Source organism: Streptomyces sp. NPDC057287, assembly GCF_042667905.1.
In the GTDB taxonomy this organism is placed as follows: Bacteria; Actinomycetota; Actinomycetes; order Streptomycetales; family Streptomycetaceae; genus Streptomyces.
The window spans coordinates 1-14,244 of the sequence record NZ_JBHUYV010000028.1; the positions used below are offsets into that span (position 1 = coordinate 1).

General features: G+C 70.6%; 16 protein-coding genes and 1 pseudogene. 9 read left to right on the top strand and 8 right to left on the bottom strand.

All coding sequences use genetic code 11. The features are described from left to right. Nucleotides 1–422: 422 nt before the first annotated feature. Complete coding sequence (locus ACFUNE_RS35435) at nt 423–665, bottom strand: hypothetical protein (RefSeq protein ID WP_383576712.1); 243 nt, start codon at nt 663–665, stop codon at nt 423–425. Between the two features lie 254 nt (nt 666–919). On the opposite strand from ACFUNE_RS35435, the gene ACFUNE_RS35440 reads away from it, so the two are divergent. After that, nucleotides 920–1,873 (top strand): hypothetical protein, encoded by a 954-nt coding sequence (locus ACFUNE_RS35440; protein WP_383576714.1) that lies wholly within the window; start codon nt 920–922, stop codon nt 1,871–1,873. A 123-nt stretch (nt 1,874–1,996) separates the two neighbouring features. On the opposite strand, the gene ACFUNE_RS35445 is transcribed toward ACFUNE_RS35440, so the two are convergent. Continuing rightward, entirely contained in the window at nt 1,997–2,344 is a 348-nt protein-coding gene (locus ACFUNE_RS35445; RefSeq protein WP_383576716.1) for a hypothetical protein, read from the bottom strand. A 644-nt stretch (nt 2,345–2,988) separates the two neighbouring features. Here ACFUNE_RS35445 and ACFUNE_RS35450 point away from each other — a divergent pair. Further along, nucleotides 2,989–3,342, top strand: a complete 354-nt coding sequence (locus tag ACFUNE_RS35450) for a hypothetical protein (protein ID WP_383576718.1) — start codon at nt 2,989–2,991, stop codon at nt 3,340–3,342. 1,159 nt (nt 3,343–4,501) lie between these two features. On the opposite strand, the pseudogene ACFUNE_RS35455 reads toward ACFUNE_RS35450, so the two are convergent. Together ACFUNE_RS35455 and ACFUNE_RS35460 are read right to left on the bottom strand one after the other, a co-directional pair. Further along, nucleotides 4,502–5,254 (bottom strand): annotated as a pseudogene (locus ACFUNE_RS35455) (MFS transporter); the annotation flags it as partial. Continuing rightward, a complete protein-coding gene (locus ACFUNE_RS35460; protein WP_383576720.1) occupies nt 5,251–6,654 on the bottom strand; it encodes an NAD(P)-binding domain-containing protein in 1,404 nt (467 codons plus the stop codon). The gene ACFUNE_RS35460 and the pseudogene ACFUNE_RS35455, both read right to left, overlap by 4 nt. 110 nt (nt 6,655–6,764) lie before the next feature. On the opposite strand from ACFUNE_RS35460, the gene ACFUNE_RS35465 reads away from it, so the two are divergent. From ACFUNE_RS35465 to ACFUNE_RS35475, 3 genes are read left to right on the top strand one after another with little or no spacing between them, the layout of a single operon-like run. Next, nucleotides 6,765–7,826: a flavin-containing monooxygenase gene (locus tag ACFUNE_RS35465; protein ID WP_383576842.1), complete on the top strand. Its 1,062-nt coding sequence runs from the start codon at nt 6,765–6,767 to the stop codon at nt 7,824–7,826. 42 nt (nt 7,827–7,868) lie between these two features. Beyond that, nucleotides 7,869–8,243, top strand: coding sequence for an ArsR/SmtB family transcription factor (locus ACFUNE_RS35470; RefSeq protein WP_383576722.1), 375 nt, complete (start codon nt 7,869–7,871; stop codon nt 8,241–8,243). A 27-nt stretch (nt 8,244–8,270) separates the two neighbouring features. Further along, the gene (locus ACFUNE_RS35475) at nt 8,271–8,777 is read left to right on the top strand and encodes a GNAT family N-acetyltransferase (protein WP_383576724.1); all 507 of its coding nucleotides are present in this window, start codon (nt 8,271–8,273) and stop codon (nt 8,775–8,777) included. 3 nt (nt 8,778–8,780) lie between these two features. On the opposite strand, the gene ACFUNE_RS35480 is transcribed toward ACFUNE_RS35475, so the two are convergent. The 3 genes from ACFUNE_RS35480 to ACFUNE_RS35490 are packed head-to-tail and all read right to left on the bottom strand — an operon-like array spanning nt 8,781 to nt 11,259. Then, a complete protein-coding gene (locus tag ACFUNE_RS35480; RefSeq protein WP_383576726.1) occupies nt 8,781–9,839 on the bottom strand; it encodes an ArsO family NAD(P)H-dependent flavin-containing monooxygenase in 1,059 nt (352 codons plus the stop codon). After that, nucleotides 9,836–10,954: an ACR3 family arsenite efflux transporter gene (arsB, locus tag ACFUNE_RS35485; protein WP_383576728.1), complete on the bottom strand. Its 1,119-nt coding sequence runs from the start codon at nt 10,952–10,954 to the stop codon at nt 9,836–9,838. Before arsB ends, ACFUNE_RS35480 begins: the two co-directional genes overlap by 4 nt. Then, nucleotides 10,951–11,259 (bottom strand): helix-turn-helix transcriptional regulator, encoded by a 309-nt coding sequence (locus ACFUNE_RS35490; RefSeq protein ID WP_164181890.1) that lies wholly within the window; start codon nt 11,257–11,259, stop codon nt 10,951–10,953. Before ACFUNE_RS35490 ends, arsB begins: the two co-directional genes overlap by 4 nt. 75 nt (nt 11,260–11,334) lie before the next feature. Here ACFUNE_RS35490 and ACFUNE_RS35495 point away from each other — a divergent pair, with 75 nt between their 5' ends. From ACFUNE_RS35495 to trxB, 4 genes are read left to right on the top strand one after another with little or no spacing between them, the layout of a single operon-like run. Beyond that, complete coding sequence (locus ACFUNE_RS35495; protein WP_383576730.1) at nt 11,335–11,772, top strand: low molecular weight phosphatase family protein; 438 nt, start codon at nt 11,335–11,337, stop codon at nt 11,770–11,772. Nucleotides 11,773–11,810: 38 nt separating this feature from the next. Further along, entirely contained in the window at nt 11,811–11,969 is a 159-nt protein-coding gene (locus ACFUNE_RS35500; RefSeq protein ID WP_383576732.1) for a hypothetical protein, read from the top strand. Nucleotides 11,970–12,021: 52 nt separating this feature from the next. After that, on the top strand, nt 12,022–12,435 hold the full coding sequence (locus ACFUNE_RS35505; RefSeq protein WP_383576734.1) for an arsenate reductase ArsC: 414 nt from the start codon (nt 12,022–12,024) through the stop codon (nt 12,433–12,435). Continuing rightward, nucleotides 12,432–13,406 (top strand): thioredoxin-disulfide reductase, encoded by a 975-nt coding sequence (gene trxB / locus ACFUNE_RS35510; protein WP_383576736.1) that lies wholly within the window; start codon nt 12,432–12,434, stop codon nt 13,404–13,406. Before ACFUNE_RS35505 ends, trxB begins: the two co-directional genes overlap by 4 nt. Before the next feature lie 391 nt (nt 13,407–13,797). On the opposite strand, the gene ACFUNE_RS35515 is transcribed toward trxB, so the two are convergent. Further along, nucleotides 13,798–14,124, bottom strand: coding sequence for a hypothetical protein (locus ACFUNE_RS35515; RefSeq protein WP_383576738.1), 327 nt, complete (start codon nt 14,122–14,124; stop codon nt 13,798–13,800). Between the last annotated feature and the right edge of the window lie 120 nt (nt 14,125–14,244).

Consider the following 14,244-nt stretch of genomic DNA (forward strand, 5'->3'; position numbering starts at 1 on the left):
CTCCGTCAACGAGTTCGAGGACGTGGCGTCCGAGCCCGGTCACGCGCCGACGGCGATCCGTCCGCTGACCAGGGCCTGACCCCGTACGGCCGCGGGCCCCCCCCCCCCCCCCCCCGGGGGGGGGGCCCCCCCCCCCCCCCCCCCCGGTGCAGCAGCGCATTTGAGGAGGAGCGTTGCGGCTGGATCTTCCACGCCCTCTCCGCCCGCGCCCGCTCACGACGGGCCCGCTCCTGGGCTTCCTGGATCTCCAGCTCCCGGACGCGGCGCTCGGTCTGCCCGACCTGCCAATGCAGCCAGTCCAGCAGGGCCCGGTTCTTGTCCAGATCACTGATCACGCTGGAGGGCGGCGTGCCGTCAGGCATGGCCGCGTCTCGAAGCCGGATGCGTTTGGGCAACGACCGCTGGAACGGTTCGCTCACGGCTCACCGCAGCGCCCTGTCTCTGCTGCCTGTCACCGTCTGCTGCCGGAGCTCCACCCGGGCCGCCGGCGTGCGGCCAGGCGGGGTGGACCAGAACGGGTGCCAGTGGATCCGGACGGACAGGGCCAGCAGGCGGCGGCGCAGCTCGGTGGTGCGGCGCGGGCGTGGGACGGCGAGTGCGCGGTAGGTGTCGTGCCATGCCTGCTGGGCTCGTACGAGGTCGTCGGGGAAGGGGAAGCACTCCATCCACTAATTAGATCGCATGTTCGATTTTTGGTGCCACTCGGATGCCCCGGTCCGCTTCCGCGCTGTGACTGAACGCCGCAGACGGCGACTGAGCGCTCCAATCGGCGAGCCGGCACTTCAGATGGCGAGGATCCCCACAGGCCCCGCGAAGCTGCCTGGTCTCGGCCGGGCGGCCCGGCCTGCGGGCCCCCGAATGAGTGGTGAGGAGGCAAAGACGTATGCAGGACGGGGTCTCCTCGGGAACGGTGGATTCCATGATCGATACCGAGAATCTGGAGCAGCTCGCCGTCCGGAACTTCGTCGACTCCCTCAACACGCGGGACGAGCGGGCCTTCGCCGGCGCCGTGATCCCCGACTTCGTCTACACCTCGGGGCGGGACAAGGGCGGCGCCGCGGACTTCTTCACAACCCACACCCGGTTCGTGGTGACCGAACAGAGCGAGGACGGATGCGCCCTCACAGGCGTCATGGTCAAGTCCGGCCAGGCGGCCGCGGCGCACTGGAGGTTCACGCCCCGGTTCAAGGACGTGTTCAAGCTGCACGTCGACCCGGACGTGGAACTTCCCGACCATGACTTCGCCGACGCCATGCTCCACCTCGGCACCGCCACGGACGCACCCGGCACTCAGGAGGGCACTGTGCGCCGCATGAAGCTCGGCGAGGACCACTTCGTGCACCGCTGGGGGCGGGGAGGGCTCGGCAGGACCGACTGGATCAACACGGGAGAGAAGGCGAACGACCCGGTCTACAAGACGTTCCACAGCGGCGAGCGGCGTGACGAGTTCGATGTGAGCAGGGTGACCTCACAGCTCTCCCTCGACCTCGACTGGGACGGCACCCACCAGAAGGCCACCGCCCGCTTCCACGCCACCCTCAAGTACTGGGACGCGGTTGCCTGGCTCAACGAGCGGCTGCGCCTGGCCGACGAAACCACTCCGGTGATCACCGCAACCCTGACGCTGACCGGCCCACCGACCCTGACCGTCCCCGACGGGAAGCTCATCAGCACGGAGAAGATCAGGATCAAGGGCCACCGGCCCCCATACCCCCTCGACCTCACCCGCGAGTACTCACTCACCGGCCTGACGCCCGGCACCTGCACCCTGACCCTCACCGACGCCGTCAAAACCGGCGGCTCCTGGACCAGCACACACGACACCACCGTCAAACTCACCGACCACACCCTCACCTTCCCTGTCGGAAACTGAGCAGCGAAAACGGACGCCTCACCGACTACGACCTCCTCGGCCTGCCCGACCTGCCAGCGCAGCCGGTCCGGCTCTTCTCCAGATCACTGATGGTGCCGGAGGTCGGCAGGTCGTCGGGCATGGCTACGCGCCGGGGCCGGCCGCGTCGTGGACGTGCTTGAGTGCGGTACGGGCCGCCACCCGGTCCGGGCCGGACAGCGTCGCCCAATAGGGGTGCGTGATCACGAGGGTGGTGAGCTCCAGGATCCGTGCCCGGTAACCGGCAAGGCGCTCGGCCTCCTCGGTCGTGTACCCGGGGCTGTCCTGCTTCTCCGACAGGTAGTCGCTGTGCAGCTGCTTGTCCGACTTCCACCCCGGCATCGGCTCCGCCGACCACGGCAGAAGCTGAGCGAACCGGTCATGCTCGGCCCGCACCGCGTCGACGGCGGCCTGGGCGTCAAGGAGGTCCTGGGGGAAGTCGAAGGCAGACACAACCCAATGCTACGTCTGTTCGAATTCTGAAACGCGAGTGACGCACCGCTGAGCACACGAAAGCGCCTGCTGCGGGTGTTCGCGGCGCCGGCCCCGCTGCATCCGGGGGCGGCGGGGCCGGCGCCCCGCTGCTGGTGCTACCAGTCCTCTTTCACCTGCTGTGGTCCGGCGTACTGAGGGCCGATCTTGAGGGCGGACTGCTGTCATCCGACAGCCTCGTCGTGACGAGGGGAGAACGATGAGCGGGCTGCAGCGGCCGGTCGCAATCCAGGGCGCACTCTTCGATGAGCCGGTGGTGGCGCGCGTCACGGGGCGGCAGCGGCAGTTCCGCGGGGCCGGGGGTCGGTGGCTGAAGACGCGACCTGCCTCCCACCGCAGGAGGGGCGGAGCCGGGAGGCGAAACTGCGGAATGCACTGATTGGACTGGCATGCGACGTGCCCGAGCAGCCCCCCTCTCCCCCATGGATCGGCGTGCGGGGGCCTAGTGGACCGTTTCCGCCTCCCAATCGGAATGGATCACGAGCGTGCCAGCACGCCAGCAGGTCAGCACGTCCGCTTGCTGGCGTGCTGACCAACTGTCGCCCCCGGACGCCGGGCGGCTGCGATGCTCGGCACACGATTCCGCCTGCCCCTTGGAGAGCAGCATGGAGCTGAGCGCCGCCGGCGAACCCGTCGTGACGCAGGAGGACACCCAAGTCGACGTCGGCCTCGATCTCCAGGCGGGCACGCTCGTCCTCACTCGGGAGGGCACGGACCTCGTGGCCTATCGCGCGCTGGTGGAGTTCGCGGCGCCGAAAGGGCAGCCCTGGACGGCGCAGCAGATCAAGTTCTCGGCGCACGGCCCGGACGGCGCGTCGGTGTCGCTGGTCGTGGATCTCCTCAACGACGCCTGCGACGGGCCCCGGGGCGACGTCCCGGCAGTGATTTGGCGGGTGGTGGCCCTCGCCGCGACGTCCGCCGGCGACGTCGGCATCACCTACTCGCCTCCCGCCCCCTGACGAGAGGCCGGGTCTCACGGGTCTTATCGCGCGCGCCCGCGTAGGCCCTGTCCTCCCGAAGCTGCCGCGAAGTGACAAGTAGCTCTCTGTAGCAAGGTGGGGGTGCGCTTGGGATGAGCGCGGTAGTTGGCGGGACTGAGTGGTTGAGTTGGGGGACGTGCAGGAGTAGCCGGATCGCCGGAATGTCGATGTTCGTGACCGGGCGTGTGGTGCTTCGTTGAGTGGGCATGACGTACTGCCGAGCACTGACTGCCACCACTCTCATCGCTACCGCCGTGGCCGGTAGCGTCCTCGCTGCTGATTCCGCCGTTGCTGGCGGCGTTGGTGACTTCCTCTCCCCGGCTTTCGGGACCGACTGCGCCAATCTGCACACCGGCGCTCAGGCGTCGGGCAGCACCACTCGCGGTACCGGAGGAGGCGGTGGCAATCTCCTTGGCCTGCCGATCGGCAGCCCCCTCAACCACTGCGGCGGAGCCGACCTCCCCGTAAACGATCCGGCCTCGTCGGCCGAGCTCGTCCAGGCAGCTGCCGAACTGCCTGGACAGGCGCCGGAATCCCTGGGGGCGCTCAGCGAACGGTAGCCCTAGCTTCGCAGACTCGGCCTGAACGGCGTCGTCGACCACTACCTCAAGACCTTCGCCGCGAGACACCAAGCTGCGGACACGGGACAGCCGGCAGACGGCGCCGCGCTAGCGCAGGTCGGCCGCCCAGACGGCTGATCCACGGGCCACTCTGCGGGCCAATTTTCTGGCTCATTCACATCTGTTGCTGAGCGCCGTAGGTGGCGGGGCCGAGCAGTCAAAGTGGCGGCCCTTGAGGCAGGCGAGTCTCTGTATAGCGACCCACGGGAGCTGTGCCGAATCTTCGGGGCCAAGAATGGTCGAGGGACCTGCCTCTGGGAGGCGGGTCCCTCGGTAAGCATGCACTTCTGTTGGCGAGCCCCGTCAGCGACTTCGCCGCAGGCCGGACCACGGCGGTTCCTGAGGCGAGCGGGGGCGGGTGGCTTCTTCCTCCCCGACGCTGGCGAGCCCGAGACGTAAGCCACGTGATGATCGTGTATCTCGCGCGCGATGGGTCGGTTCCAGAAGTCCTGTACAGCCCGCGACGGTAGCCGCGGCGGTCTGTACGGTCCGCGCCCATGACTCATACGAACAGCACTCAGCGGGACGAGGGCGACGACGACGGCGTACATCGCGAAACCCGACAGGGTGAAGGCGGCGGCGAGCAGCACGAACGGCCGGCTGCGCCCAACCTGGCCAGCGCCAAGGACCTTGTGTGCAGGACTGGTTGGGGCGTCGGGCCAGGGTGCGCGCAGGGCCAGGGCCTGGGCGGGGATGGTGACGGCGGCGAGGATACCGGCGAGCACGAGGTAGGTGTGGCGCCAGGACAGGTGGTCGGCGAGGGCCGCGGTCAGGGGTGCGCAGACGGTGGACGCGAGCCCACCGGCGAGGGTGACGACCGTCAGGGCCCGCACGTGGTCGGGGCCCCACCAGCGGGTAAGGGCGGCGAACGCGGGCTGGTAGAAGGTGGCGGACATCGCGAGCCCGGCCAGCGCCCAACCGGCGATAAAAACGGGGACGTTCGGGGCCGCCGCCACGATCAGCAGACTGAGCACGCCCAGCACAGAGCCGACGGTCATGACGGTGCGCGGACCGCGCCGGTCGATGATGCTCCAGACGCGGATCCCGGCGAGGGCGGAGACGACGAGGCCGAGCGAGAACGCCGCGGTGGTCGCTCCGGCCGGCCATCCTGTCGCGGCGGTGATCTGGGGGTTGAGGACGGGGAAGGCGTAGTAGACGATGCCCCAGCTCACGATTTGCGTGGCGCAGAGTGCGGGCAGGGCGGCGCGGGGCCGCGACCGGTCCCCTGTTCCGGTCGCGGCCCCGCGTGTGGGGGTGCCCAGGTCGGTCACGAGCCGCAGCAACCGCCCGCCGGGGCCTGCTCGGCAGCCGCCCCGACCGCGGCGGGGACACCGAGCTGGACGAGCTGCGGCGCGGGCGCGCAGCAGCCGCCGCCGTCGGCTTCTTGAGCGTCGGGGGCGTCGAACAGGCCGGCGCCGCCGCAGACTCCGGTCTCGGGGAGGGTGAGTTCCACGCGGTCGGCGGACTCGATGTCGCCGGCGATCGCAGCGGCGACGGAGCGGACCTGCTCGTAGCCGGTCATCGCCAGGAAGGTCGGGGCACGGCCGTAGGACTTCATCCCGACCAGGTACACCCCCGCCTCCGGGTGGGAGAGCTCGCGGTGGCCGTGCGGGTAGACGGAGCCGCACGAGTGCTGGTTGGGGTCGATCAGCGGCGCCAGCTCCACCGGTGCCTGGAGGCGCTCGTCGAGGCCCAGTCGCAGCTCGTTGAGGAAGGACAGGTCGGGGCGGAAGCCGGTCAGCACGATCAGCTCGTCGACCGCGTCCAGGCGGCGCCCGTCCTCGCCGACCAGGACCAGGCGGCCGTCACCGTCGCGCTCGATCCCTTCGGTGCGGAAGCCGGTGACCGCGTCCGCGTGGCCCTCGTCGACGGCGGCCTTCGCCGCCAGACCCAGGGCGCCACGCGCCGGCAGCTGGTCGGCTTCTCCGCCGCCGAAGGTCGATCCCGAGATGCCCCGGCGCAGGATCCACACGCCCTTCGTCCCCGCACCGTCATCGGCCTTGGCGAGGTCGGCGAGGTAGGCGAGCGCGGTGAAGGCGGAGGCGCCGGAGCCGATCACGGCCGTGCGCTTGCCGGCGTACCGGGCGCGAACGGCCGGGTCCTTCAGGTCCGGGACACGGTAGGTGATCCGGTCCCCGGCGGACTTCTCGCCGAGGGCGGGCAGTCCGCTGCCTCCGGCCGGGCTGGGTGTGGTCCAGGTGCCGGAGGCGTCGATGACGGCGCGGGCGAAGACGCGCTCCTCACGGCCGTCGGTGTGGGCGAGGTGCACGACGAACGGCTGCTGCTCGCGGTCGGCGTCCACGATGCGGTCGCGGCCGGTGCGCGAGACGCCGGTGACCCTCGCGCCGGTGCGGACGCGGTCGCCGAGGGCGTCGGCGAGCGGCTGCAGGTAGAGGTCGGCCCAGTCGCCGCCGGAGGGGTAGGTGGCCGGGTCGGGCCGTGTCCAGCCGGTAGGGGCCAGGAGCTTTTCGGCGGCCGGGTCGACGACCTCGCCCCAGGTCGAGAACAGGCGCACGTGCGCCCATTCCCGTACTGCGGCGCCAGCAGTATTGCCGGCTTCCAGGACCAGGGGTTCGATGCCCTGGTCGAGCAGGTGGGCGGCGGCGGCCAGACCGGCGGGTCCGGCACCGATCACGACGACGGGCAGCTCGGTGGTGGCGGGCGCGTTCACGGCGACTCCTTGCTTGTTTCGACATCTGTCGATGGCTTGCGCGACCCAGCATGGCACCTGTATTGATGAGCGTCAACATAGACATTCATCGAAACCAGGGGGTCCCGCTGATGGAGCACATCGACGTCGCCGTGATCGGCGGCGGCCAGTCCGGACTCGCCACCGCTCACACTTTGCTTCGCCACGGGCTGCGGCCCGTGGTGTTGGAGGCATCCGGCCGTACGGCCGGATCGTGGCCGCGCTACTACGACAGCCTCACGCTGTTCTCGCCCGCCCGGCACAGCTCCCTGCCCGGAATGCCATTCCCCGGCGCCGACCGCGACCGCTACCCGCACCGCGACGAGGTCGTCGCCTACCTCACCGCCTACGCCGCCCGCCTGGACGCCGACATCCGCACCGGCCGGCGCGTCACCTCCGTACGACGAGACGGATCCGCATTCGAGGTCGTCCTCGAAGGCGGCGGCCGGCTCACGGCACGCGCCGTCGTCGCCGCCTCCGGCACCTTCGGCCGACCGCACCGGCCAGCACTGGCGGGCCTTCAGGAGTTCACCGGCCAGGTGCTGCACGCCGCCGACTACCGCAGCCCGGCCCCGTTCACCGGACACCGGGTGGCCGTAGTCGGGGCCGGCAACTCCGCGGTGCAGATCGCCACCGAGCTCGCCAGGTCCGCCCGCATCACGCTCGCCACCCGCGCACCGGTGAAGTTCGCGACCCAGCGCATCCTCGGCCGCGACCTGCACTTCTGGACCGCTCGCACCGGCCTGGACACCGCACCCCTCGGCCGGCTCCTGCCGCGCCCGCCGGCACAGCCAGTCCTCGACAACGGCCGCTACCGCGCGGCCCTCGCCGCCGGGCAACCCGACCGGCGACCGCTGTTCACCGGCGCCGACGCGGCCAAGCTCATCTGGCCGGACGGAGAGCGGGAGGAGGTCGACACGATCGTGCTCGCTACCGGCTACCGCCCTGACCTGCCCTACCTCGCCTCTCTCGACGGCGCCCTGGACGCCGGCAGGAACCCCCGACATCGCGAGGGCCTTGCCACCGGGGTGTCGGGGCTGGCGTTCGTCGGGCTGGAGTGGCAGCGCAGTCCGTCGTCGAATTCGCTGCGCGGGGTGGGCCGGGACGCTGAGCGGATCGCCCGGCGCCTGGCCGCCCACCTCGCGCGCAGGTGATGACCCTCCCCGCACTGGTTCGACGTGTGTCAACATAGATGTATGTCGAATACGAAGGTGCTGCCGCTGCTCGAGCCCGCCGGCGGCCAGGGTGTGGCGCCGTGCTGCCCGCCGCTGACCGAGCGCCCGATGACCGCCGAGGAGGCCGAGACGGCCTCGCGGATGTTCAAGGCGCTCGGTGACCCGGTGCGTCTGCGGCTGTTCTCCGCGGTGGCCTCGCACGAGGGCGGGGAGGCATGCGTGTGCGACATCTCCGATGTCGGCGTCTCCCAGCCCACCGTGTCCCACCACCTGAAGAAGCTGAAGGAGGCTGGGCTGCTCACCTCCGAGCGGCGCGGCACGTGGGTGTACTACCGGGTCGAGCCGTCGGTGCTCGCCGCGATGGGCAAGCTGCTGGCCATGCCGGCCGCGGCCTGACGACCGAACAGGACAGAGGGGGAAGCAGTGAGCGGGGCGCTGAGTGGGGTGATCGTGCCGCTGACGGCGGAGCACGCCGAGCAGGTGCTGGCCATCTACCAGGCGGGCATCGACGAAGGCAACGCCACCTTCGAGACCAGCCCACCATCGTGGGAGACGTTCGACGCCGCGAAGCTGCCCGAGCACCGCTTCGCCGCTCTCCACGAGAACGGGGCGGTGCTGGGCTGGGTCGCCGCGAGCAGGGTCTCGGACCGGGGTGCGTACGCGGGCGTGGTCGAGCACTCCGTCTACGTCCACCCCGCCGCACGCGGTCGCGGCGTCGCCTCCACCTTGCTGAAGGCCCTGGTCGATTCCACCGAGCAGGCCGGGATCTGGACCATCCAGTCCGGGATCTTCCCCGAGAACACCTCCAGCCTCGCCGTGCATCAGCGCGCTGGCTTCCGTGTCATCGGGACCCGGGAGCGGATCGGATGCCATCACGGCATCTGGCGCGACGTCGTCCTCATCGAGCGCCGTAGCCCAGCCGTCAGATGACCGTCAGAGGAGCTGTGCGATCGCGCGGGCGGCGTCACGGGCCGGGCGGCCGACACCGATGAGAGTGGCTGACGCCGGGCCGGTCCAGTCGCCGTAGCCGAGCAGGTGCAGCCGCGGCTCGCCGAGCGCGCGCGTGCCGTCGGTGGGGATGTGTCCGCGCGCGCTGCGCAGGTTCAGCGGGGCGAGATGGGCGAGCGCCGGACGGAAGCCGGTGCACCAGATGACCGCGTCCACGACCGTATGGCTGTCGTCGGCCCACCGGACGCCGTCGGTGGTGAGCCGGGCGAACATCGGCTTCGCAACGAGAAGCCCTGCGTCGCGGGCTGCGCGGACGGGCGGTACGGCGACGATGTCGCCGAGCGAGGCGACCCCGCCGGTGTCGCTGCGGCCCTCTTCGAGGGCGCGGCGGCGGGCGGTGGCCACGTCGAACAGGGCGCGGCCGTCGATGTCGTCGGCCAGGAACCGCGGCGGGCGCTGAGTCACCCACGTCACCTCGCCCTGGCCGTCCAGGGCCAGGTCGGCGGCGACCTGGGCGCCGGAGTTCCCCCCGCCGACCACGACGACCCGCTGCCCGGCGAAGTCGGCCGGTGAGCGGTAGTTCACCGTGTGCAGCTGCCGACCGGCGAAGGTGCTGCGGCCGGGAACGGCGGGGAGGAAGGGGCGCGACCAGGTGCCGGTCGCGCTGATGACCGCCCCGGCTCGCCACGTGCCGGTGTCCGCCTCGACCAGGAGCAGATCGCCGTCACGGCGTACGGCATCCACGCGGGTGCCGTGCTGGACGGGCAGGTCATAGCGCTTCTCGTAGTCGGCGAGGTAGTCCACCACGTGCCCGGCATCCGGGTAGATCTCGCCCACCTGGGCGGGCATGAGCCGCCCAGGCAGCGAGGAGTGCTCTGCCGGGGAGAACAGATGCAATGAGTCCCACATGTGCGGCCAGGACCCGCCCGGCGCCGGATCGGCGTCCAGGACGGTGAAGTCCAGGCCCTGGCGGCGCAGGTGGTAGCCGGCGGCGAGCCCAGCCTGGCCGCCGCCGACCACCACCACGTCGACCCGGTTCGTCACGGGGCCGTCGTCACCGCATCGGCGGCGAACCTCTTGCGCCAGGCGAGCGCGACGTAGACCAGGCCGATCAGCACCGGGACCTCAATGAGCGGCCCGACGACACCGGACAGTGCCTGGCCGGAGGTGACGCCGAAGGTGGCGATGGCGACCGCGATGGCCAGCTCGAAGTTGTTGCCCGCCGCAGTGAACGCCAGCGTCGTGGTGCGGTCGTAGGCCAGGCCGAGGCCCTTGCCGAGGAGGAAGGTCCCGAAGAACATGATCGCGAAGTACACCAGCAGCGGCAGCGCGATCCGCACGACATCCAGCGGCTGCGAGGTGATCGTCTTCCCCTGCAGGGCGAAGAGAATGACGATCGTGAACAGCAGCCCGTACAGGGCCCAGGGGCCGATCTTGGGCAGGAACTTCGCCTCGTAGTTGTCGCGGCCCATCTTCTGCTCGCCGATGCGGCGGGTGAGGAAGCCGGCCAGCAGCGGGACGCCGAGGAAGATGACGACGTTCAGCGCGATGTGCCAGACGGATACGTCCAGGCCCTGGCCGTCGCCGAGGTTCATCCAGCGCGGCAGCAGGTCGAGGTAGAACCAGCCCAGCAGGCCGAACGCGATGACCTGGAAGACGGAGTTCAGGGCGACGAGGACGGCGGCGGCTTCCCGGTCGCCGCAGGCGAGGTCGTTCCAGATGATGACCATGGCGATGCAGCGTGCGAGGCCGACGATGATCAGGCCGGTGCGGTACTCGGGAAGGTCCGGCAGGAAGATCCACGCGAGGGCGAACATGACGGCGGGGCCGACGATCCAGTTGATGACCAGCGAGGAGACCAGCAGCTTGCGGTCGCTGGTCACGCGGTCGAGCCGGTCGTAGTGGACCTTCGCGAGGACCGGATACATCATGACCAGCAGGCCGAGCGCGATCGGCAGGGAGATCCCGCCGATCTCGATCTTCGCGAGCGCGTCGTTCATGCCCGGGATGAGGCGGCCCAGGCCCAGGCCGACGGCCATGGCGAGCAGGATCCACACCGCGAGGTAGCGGTCCAGGGTGGAGAGCTTCCTGACGATCGAGTCGTCCCCGGCCGGGCCGGCGCCCTGGGTGGGGGCGGTGGTGGGCTCGGTGGAGGTCACGGGCAGGCCCTCTTGTTCTCGGAAGCGGTACGGGCGGAGTCGGCGAGCGCGGCGAACTGCTCCGACAGTCCGGCCAGGACCTCGGGGCGCAGCTTGTAGTAGATGAACCGGCCGCAGGGCTCGGTGTCCACCACGCCGGCCTCGCGCAGGACCTTCATGTGGTTGGAGAGGTTGGTCTGCTTGGCGCCGGTCTCCTCGACCAGGTGCGTGGTGCACAGGGTCTCGCGGGCGAGCAGGGTCACGATCTTGAGCCTGAGCGGGTCGGCCAGAACCCGGATCAGATCAGTGTCGACTGACGTCATCATGGACTGATACTGTCACATCATTCGGGACTGACACCAGTCCGAGCTGAACTTGCTGGGCCCGTCGAAAGGGTTCCCATGTCCGTCTCACCACCTCCCGCCTGGCCCGACGAGCGGCTCAGCGCCGGGGCCGCGCGCCTAGCCTCCCGCCACCAGGGGCACTTCTCCGTGGATACGGTGCAGCAGCTGCTGACCGACTCCTACCGGCTCCTCGCCGAGAATGCCCGGGTCCGTACGCACCTGGTGGTGCTGGCCGAGCGCCTGACCGCAGAGCGCCTCGACGCCCTCGCCCACACCCAGACGCCGGGCACCGGCGCCGCGGTGCGCGTGCTGTTCGTGTGCGGGCACAACGCCGGCCGCTCGCAGATGGCCGCCGCCCTCCTGGCCCACCGGGCGGGCGAGCGCGTGATCGTCTCCTCCGCCGGGACCGACCCGGTCGCCGAGGTCGAGCCGCACGTCGCCCAGGCGCTCCTGGAGGCGGGTCTGTCCGTCACGGACGCCTCCCCAAGCCCCTGACCAGTGAGGTCGTCGAGGCCGCCGACTACGTCATCACGATGGGCTGCGGCGACGCCTGCCCCGTGGTCCCCGGCCGGCACTATCTCAACTGGTCGGTCGCCGATCCCGACGGTGCCCCGATCGGCGTCGTACGCACCATCCTGGGCGACATCGACGCCCGCATCACCGACCTCCTGGCCGCCCTCCCGGGCGCCTGACCGACGCTTTCCGCCTGCTGATCCACTTCACCACTTCACCAAGGGAAGAACGATGTCCGACAAGCCCTCCGTCCTGTTCGTCTGCGTCCACAACGCCGGCCGCTCGCAGATGGCCGCCGCCTGGCTGACCCACCTGGCCGGAGACCGCGTCGAGGTCCGCTCCGCGGGCTCCAACCCGGGCACTTCCGTGAACCCGGCCGCCGTCGAGGCCATGGCCGAGGTCGGCATCGACATCTCCGCCGAAACCCCGAAGATCCTCACCGTCGACGCGGTCAAGGAGTCCGATGTCTGCATCACGATGGGCTGCGGCGACACCTGCCCCGTCTTCCCCGGCAAGCGCTACCTCGACTGGCCCCTCGAGGACCCGGCCGGTCAGGGCGTCGAGGCCGTGCGTCCGATCCGCGACGAGATCAAGACCCTCATCGAGGGTCTGATCGCTGAGATCGCCCCGGAGAAGACGGCGTGAGCGAGATACACGAGGTCGTCATCGTCGGCTCCGGTCCCGCCGGATACACCGCGGCCCTCTACGCCGCCCGCGCCCAGCTGAAGCCGCTGCTGTTCGGCAGCTCCATCTTTGTCGGCGGCTCGCTCACCACAACGACCGAGGTGGAGAACTTCCCCGGCTTCCCCGAAGGCGTCGACGGCCCGGTCCTGATGGAGAACATGCGGGCCCAGGCCGAGAAGTTCGGCGCCGAGATGATCGACGACGACATCGTGTCCGTCGACCTGACCGGCGACATCAAGCTGCTCACCGACTCCGAGGGCGCCGTGCACCGCGCGCGAACGGTGATCATCGCGACCGGCTCCGGCTACCGCAAGCTCGGCCTGCGAGGCGAGAGTGAGCTGTCCGGGCGCGGGGTGTCCTGGTGTGCGACCTGTGACGGATTCTTCTTCCGCGAGCGCGACATCGTTGTGGTCGGCGGCGGCGACACCGCCATGGAGGAAGGCACCTTCCTCACCCGCTTCGCGAAGTCGGTCACCGTCGTCCACCGCCGCTCCACGCTGCGCGCCTCCAAGGTCATGCAGGACCGGGCGTTCGCCGACGACAAGGTCTCCTTCGCCTTCGACAGCGAGATCGCTGAGATCAAGGAGAGCGGCGGCATGCTGTCCGGCGTTGTCCTGCGTGACGTCTTCACCGGCGCCACCCGCGATCTGGACGTGACGGGGCTGTTCATCGCGATCGGCCACGACCCGCGCACCGAGCTGTTCACCAGCCAGCTCGACCTTGACGCCGAGGGCTACGTCGCCGTCGCCGCTCCGACGACGCGTACCAGCCTGCCTGGTGTCTTCGCCGCTGGCGACGTCGTCGACCACACCTACCGCCAGGCCATCACTGCCGCCGGCACCGGCGCGGCCGCGGCCCTGGACGCCGAGCGCTACCTCTCTGCCCGTGGCGCGGCCGAGACCGAGCCGGCGACCGCTGCCGTCCCGGCCTAAGCGCCCTCAGAGGCGCATACCGTGCCCAATGGCGCGGACCCTGTGGAAAACCCTCATGCCGTCAAGCGGTGGGCGCTCGACCCCGAAGCGGCCCGGGAACTGTGGTCCGTCTCGATCGACTTGCTGCGCCTTCCCGCCTGAGTTCCAGGAGTCCCTGGGCTGGTACGCCCCGCCGGCGTGACATCCGCAGAGGTGTCCCGCGCCTCGATGCGTCAACCCGCGCGCCGCCCCGGGGGGCATGGGCACGCACGCCTCAGTCGATGCCGCCACGATGCCCTCGACCGGCCGGGCAGCCTAGCGGGGTGCTGCTGCCGGACCGGCGGAGCCCAGCCATGGCCGTCCGGCCCGGCGGCAGGGGGACAGCCCGCGAGGGCTCGGCGGTCGTCATAGTTCAGCGCTGCGGTTCTCCGTCGCTCATCGGGGAGGCGGCAAGGACGCTCGCGGCGGCCTTCGGCTCGATCACGGCCCCGAACCCGAACAGTCCGATTTCCAGTACGTCGGCGGCGGTCGCCTCGAGGGTTCGCTTGAGGGCGAGCGCGGCAGCGTCGTGGGCGAGGGTCCGCTCCTGCTCAGGGGCATCGGGGTCTTGGAGCGGGGCCGGCACGTTCCGCCCCAGGGTGGGAATCGGTCCGAGCCCTCCCAGCCCGGTTCGGCGTGCGGCCTGGTCCTGCTCGCCGCGGTTGTACTCGCTGTCGCCGCCGTATGACATCGTCTGCACGCGCACCTCAACGCCTGTTGGCCGAGTGGGCGAGCATGTCCCGGTGGACCTGGTCGCGGGGGCGCCCTCGCGCCGGGGCGACGGTTCGGGCTTCCGGCCTTGCCCACGAGCGGCTGTCGG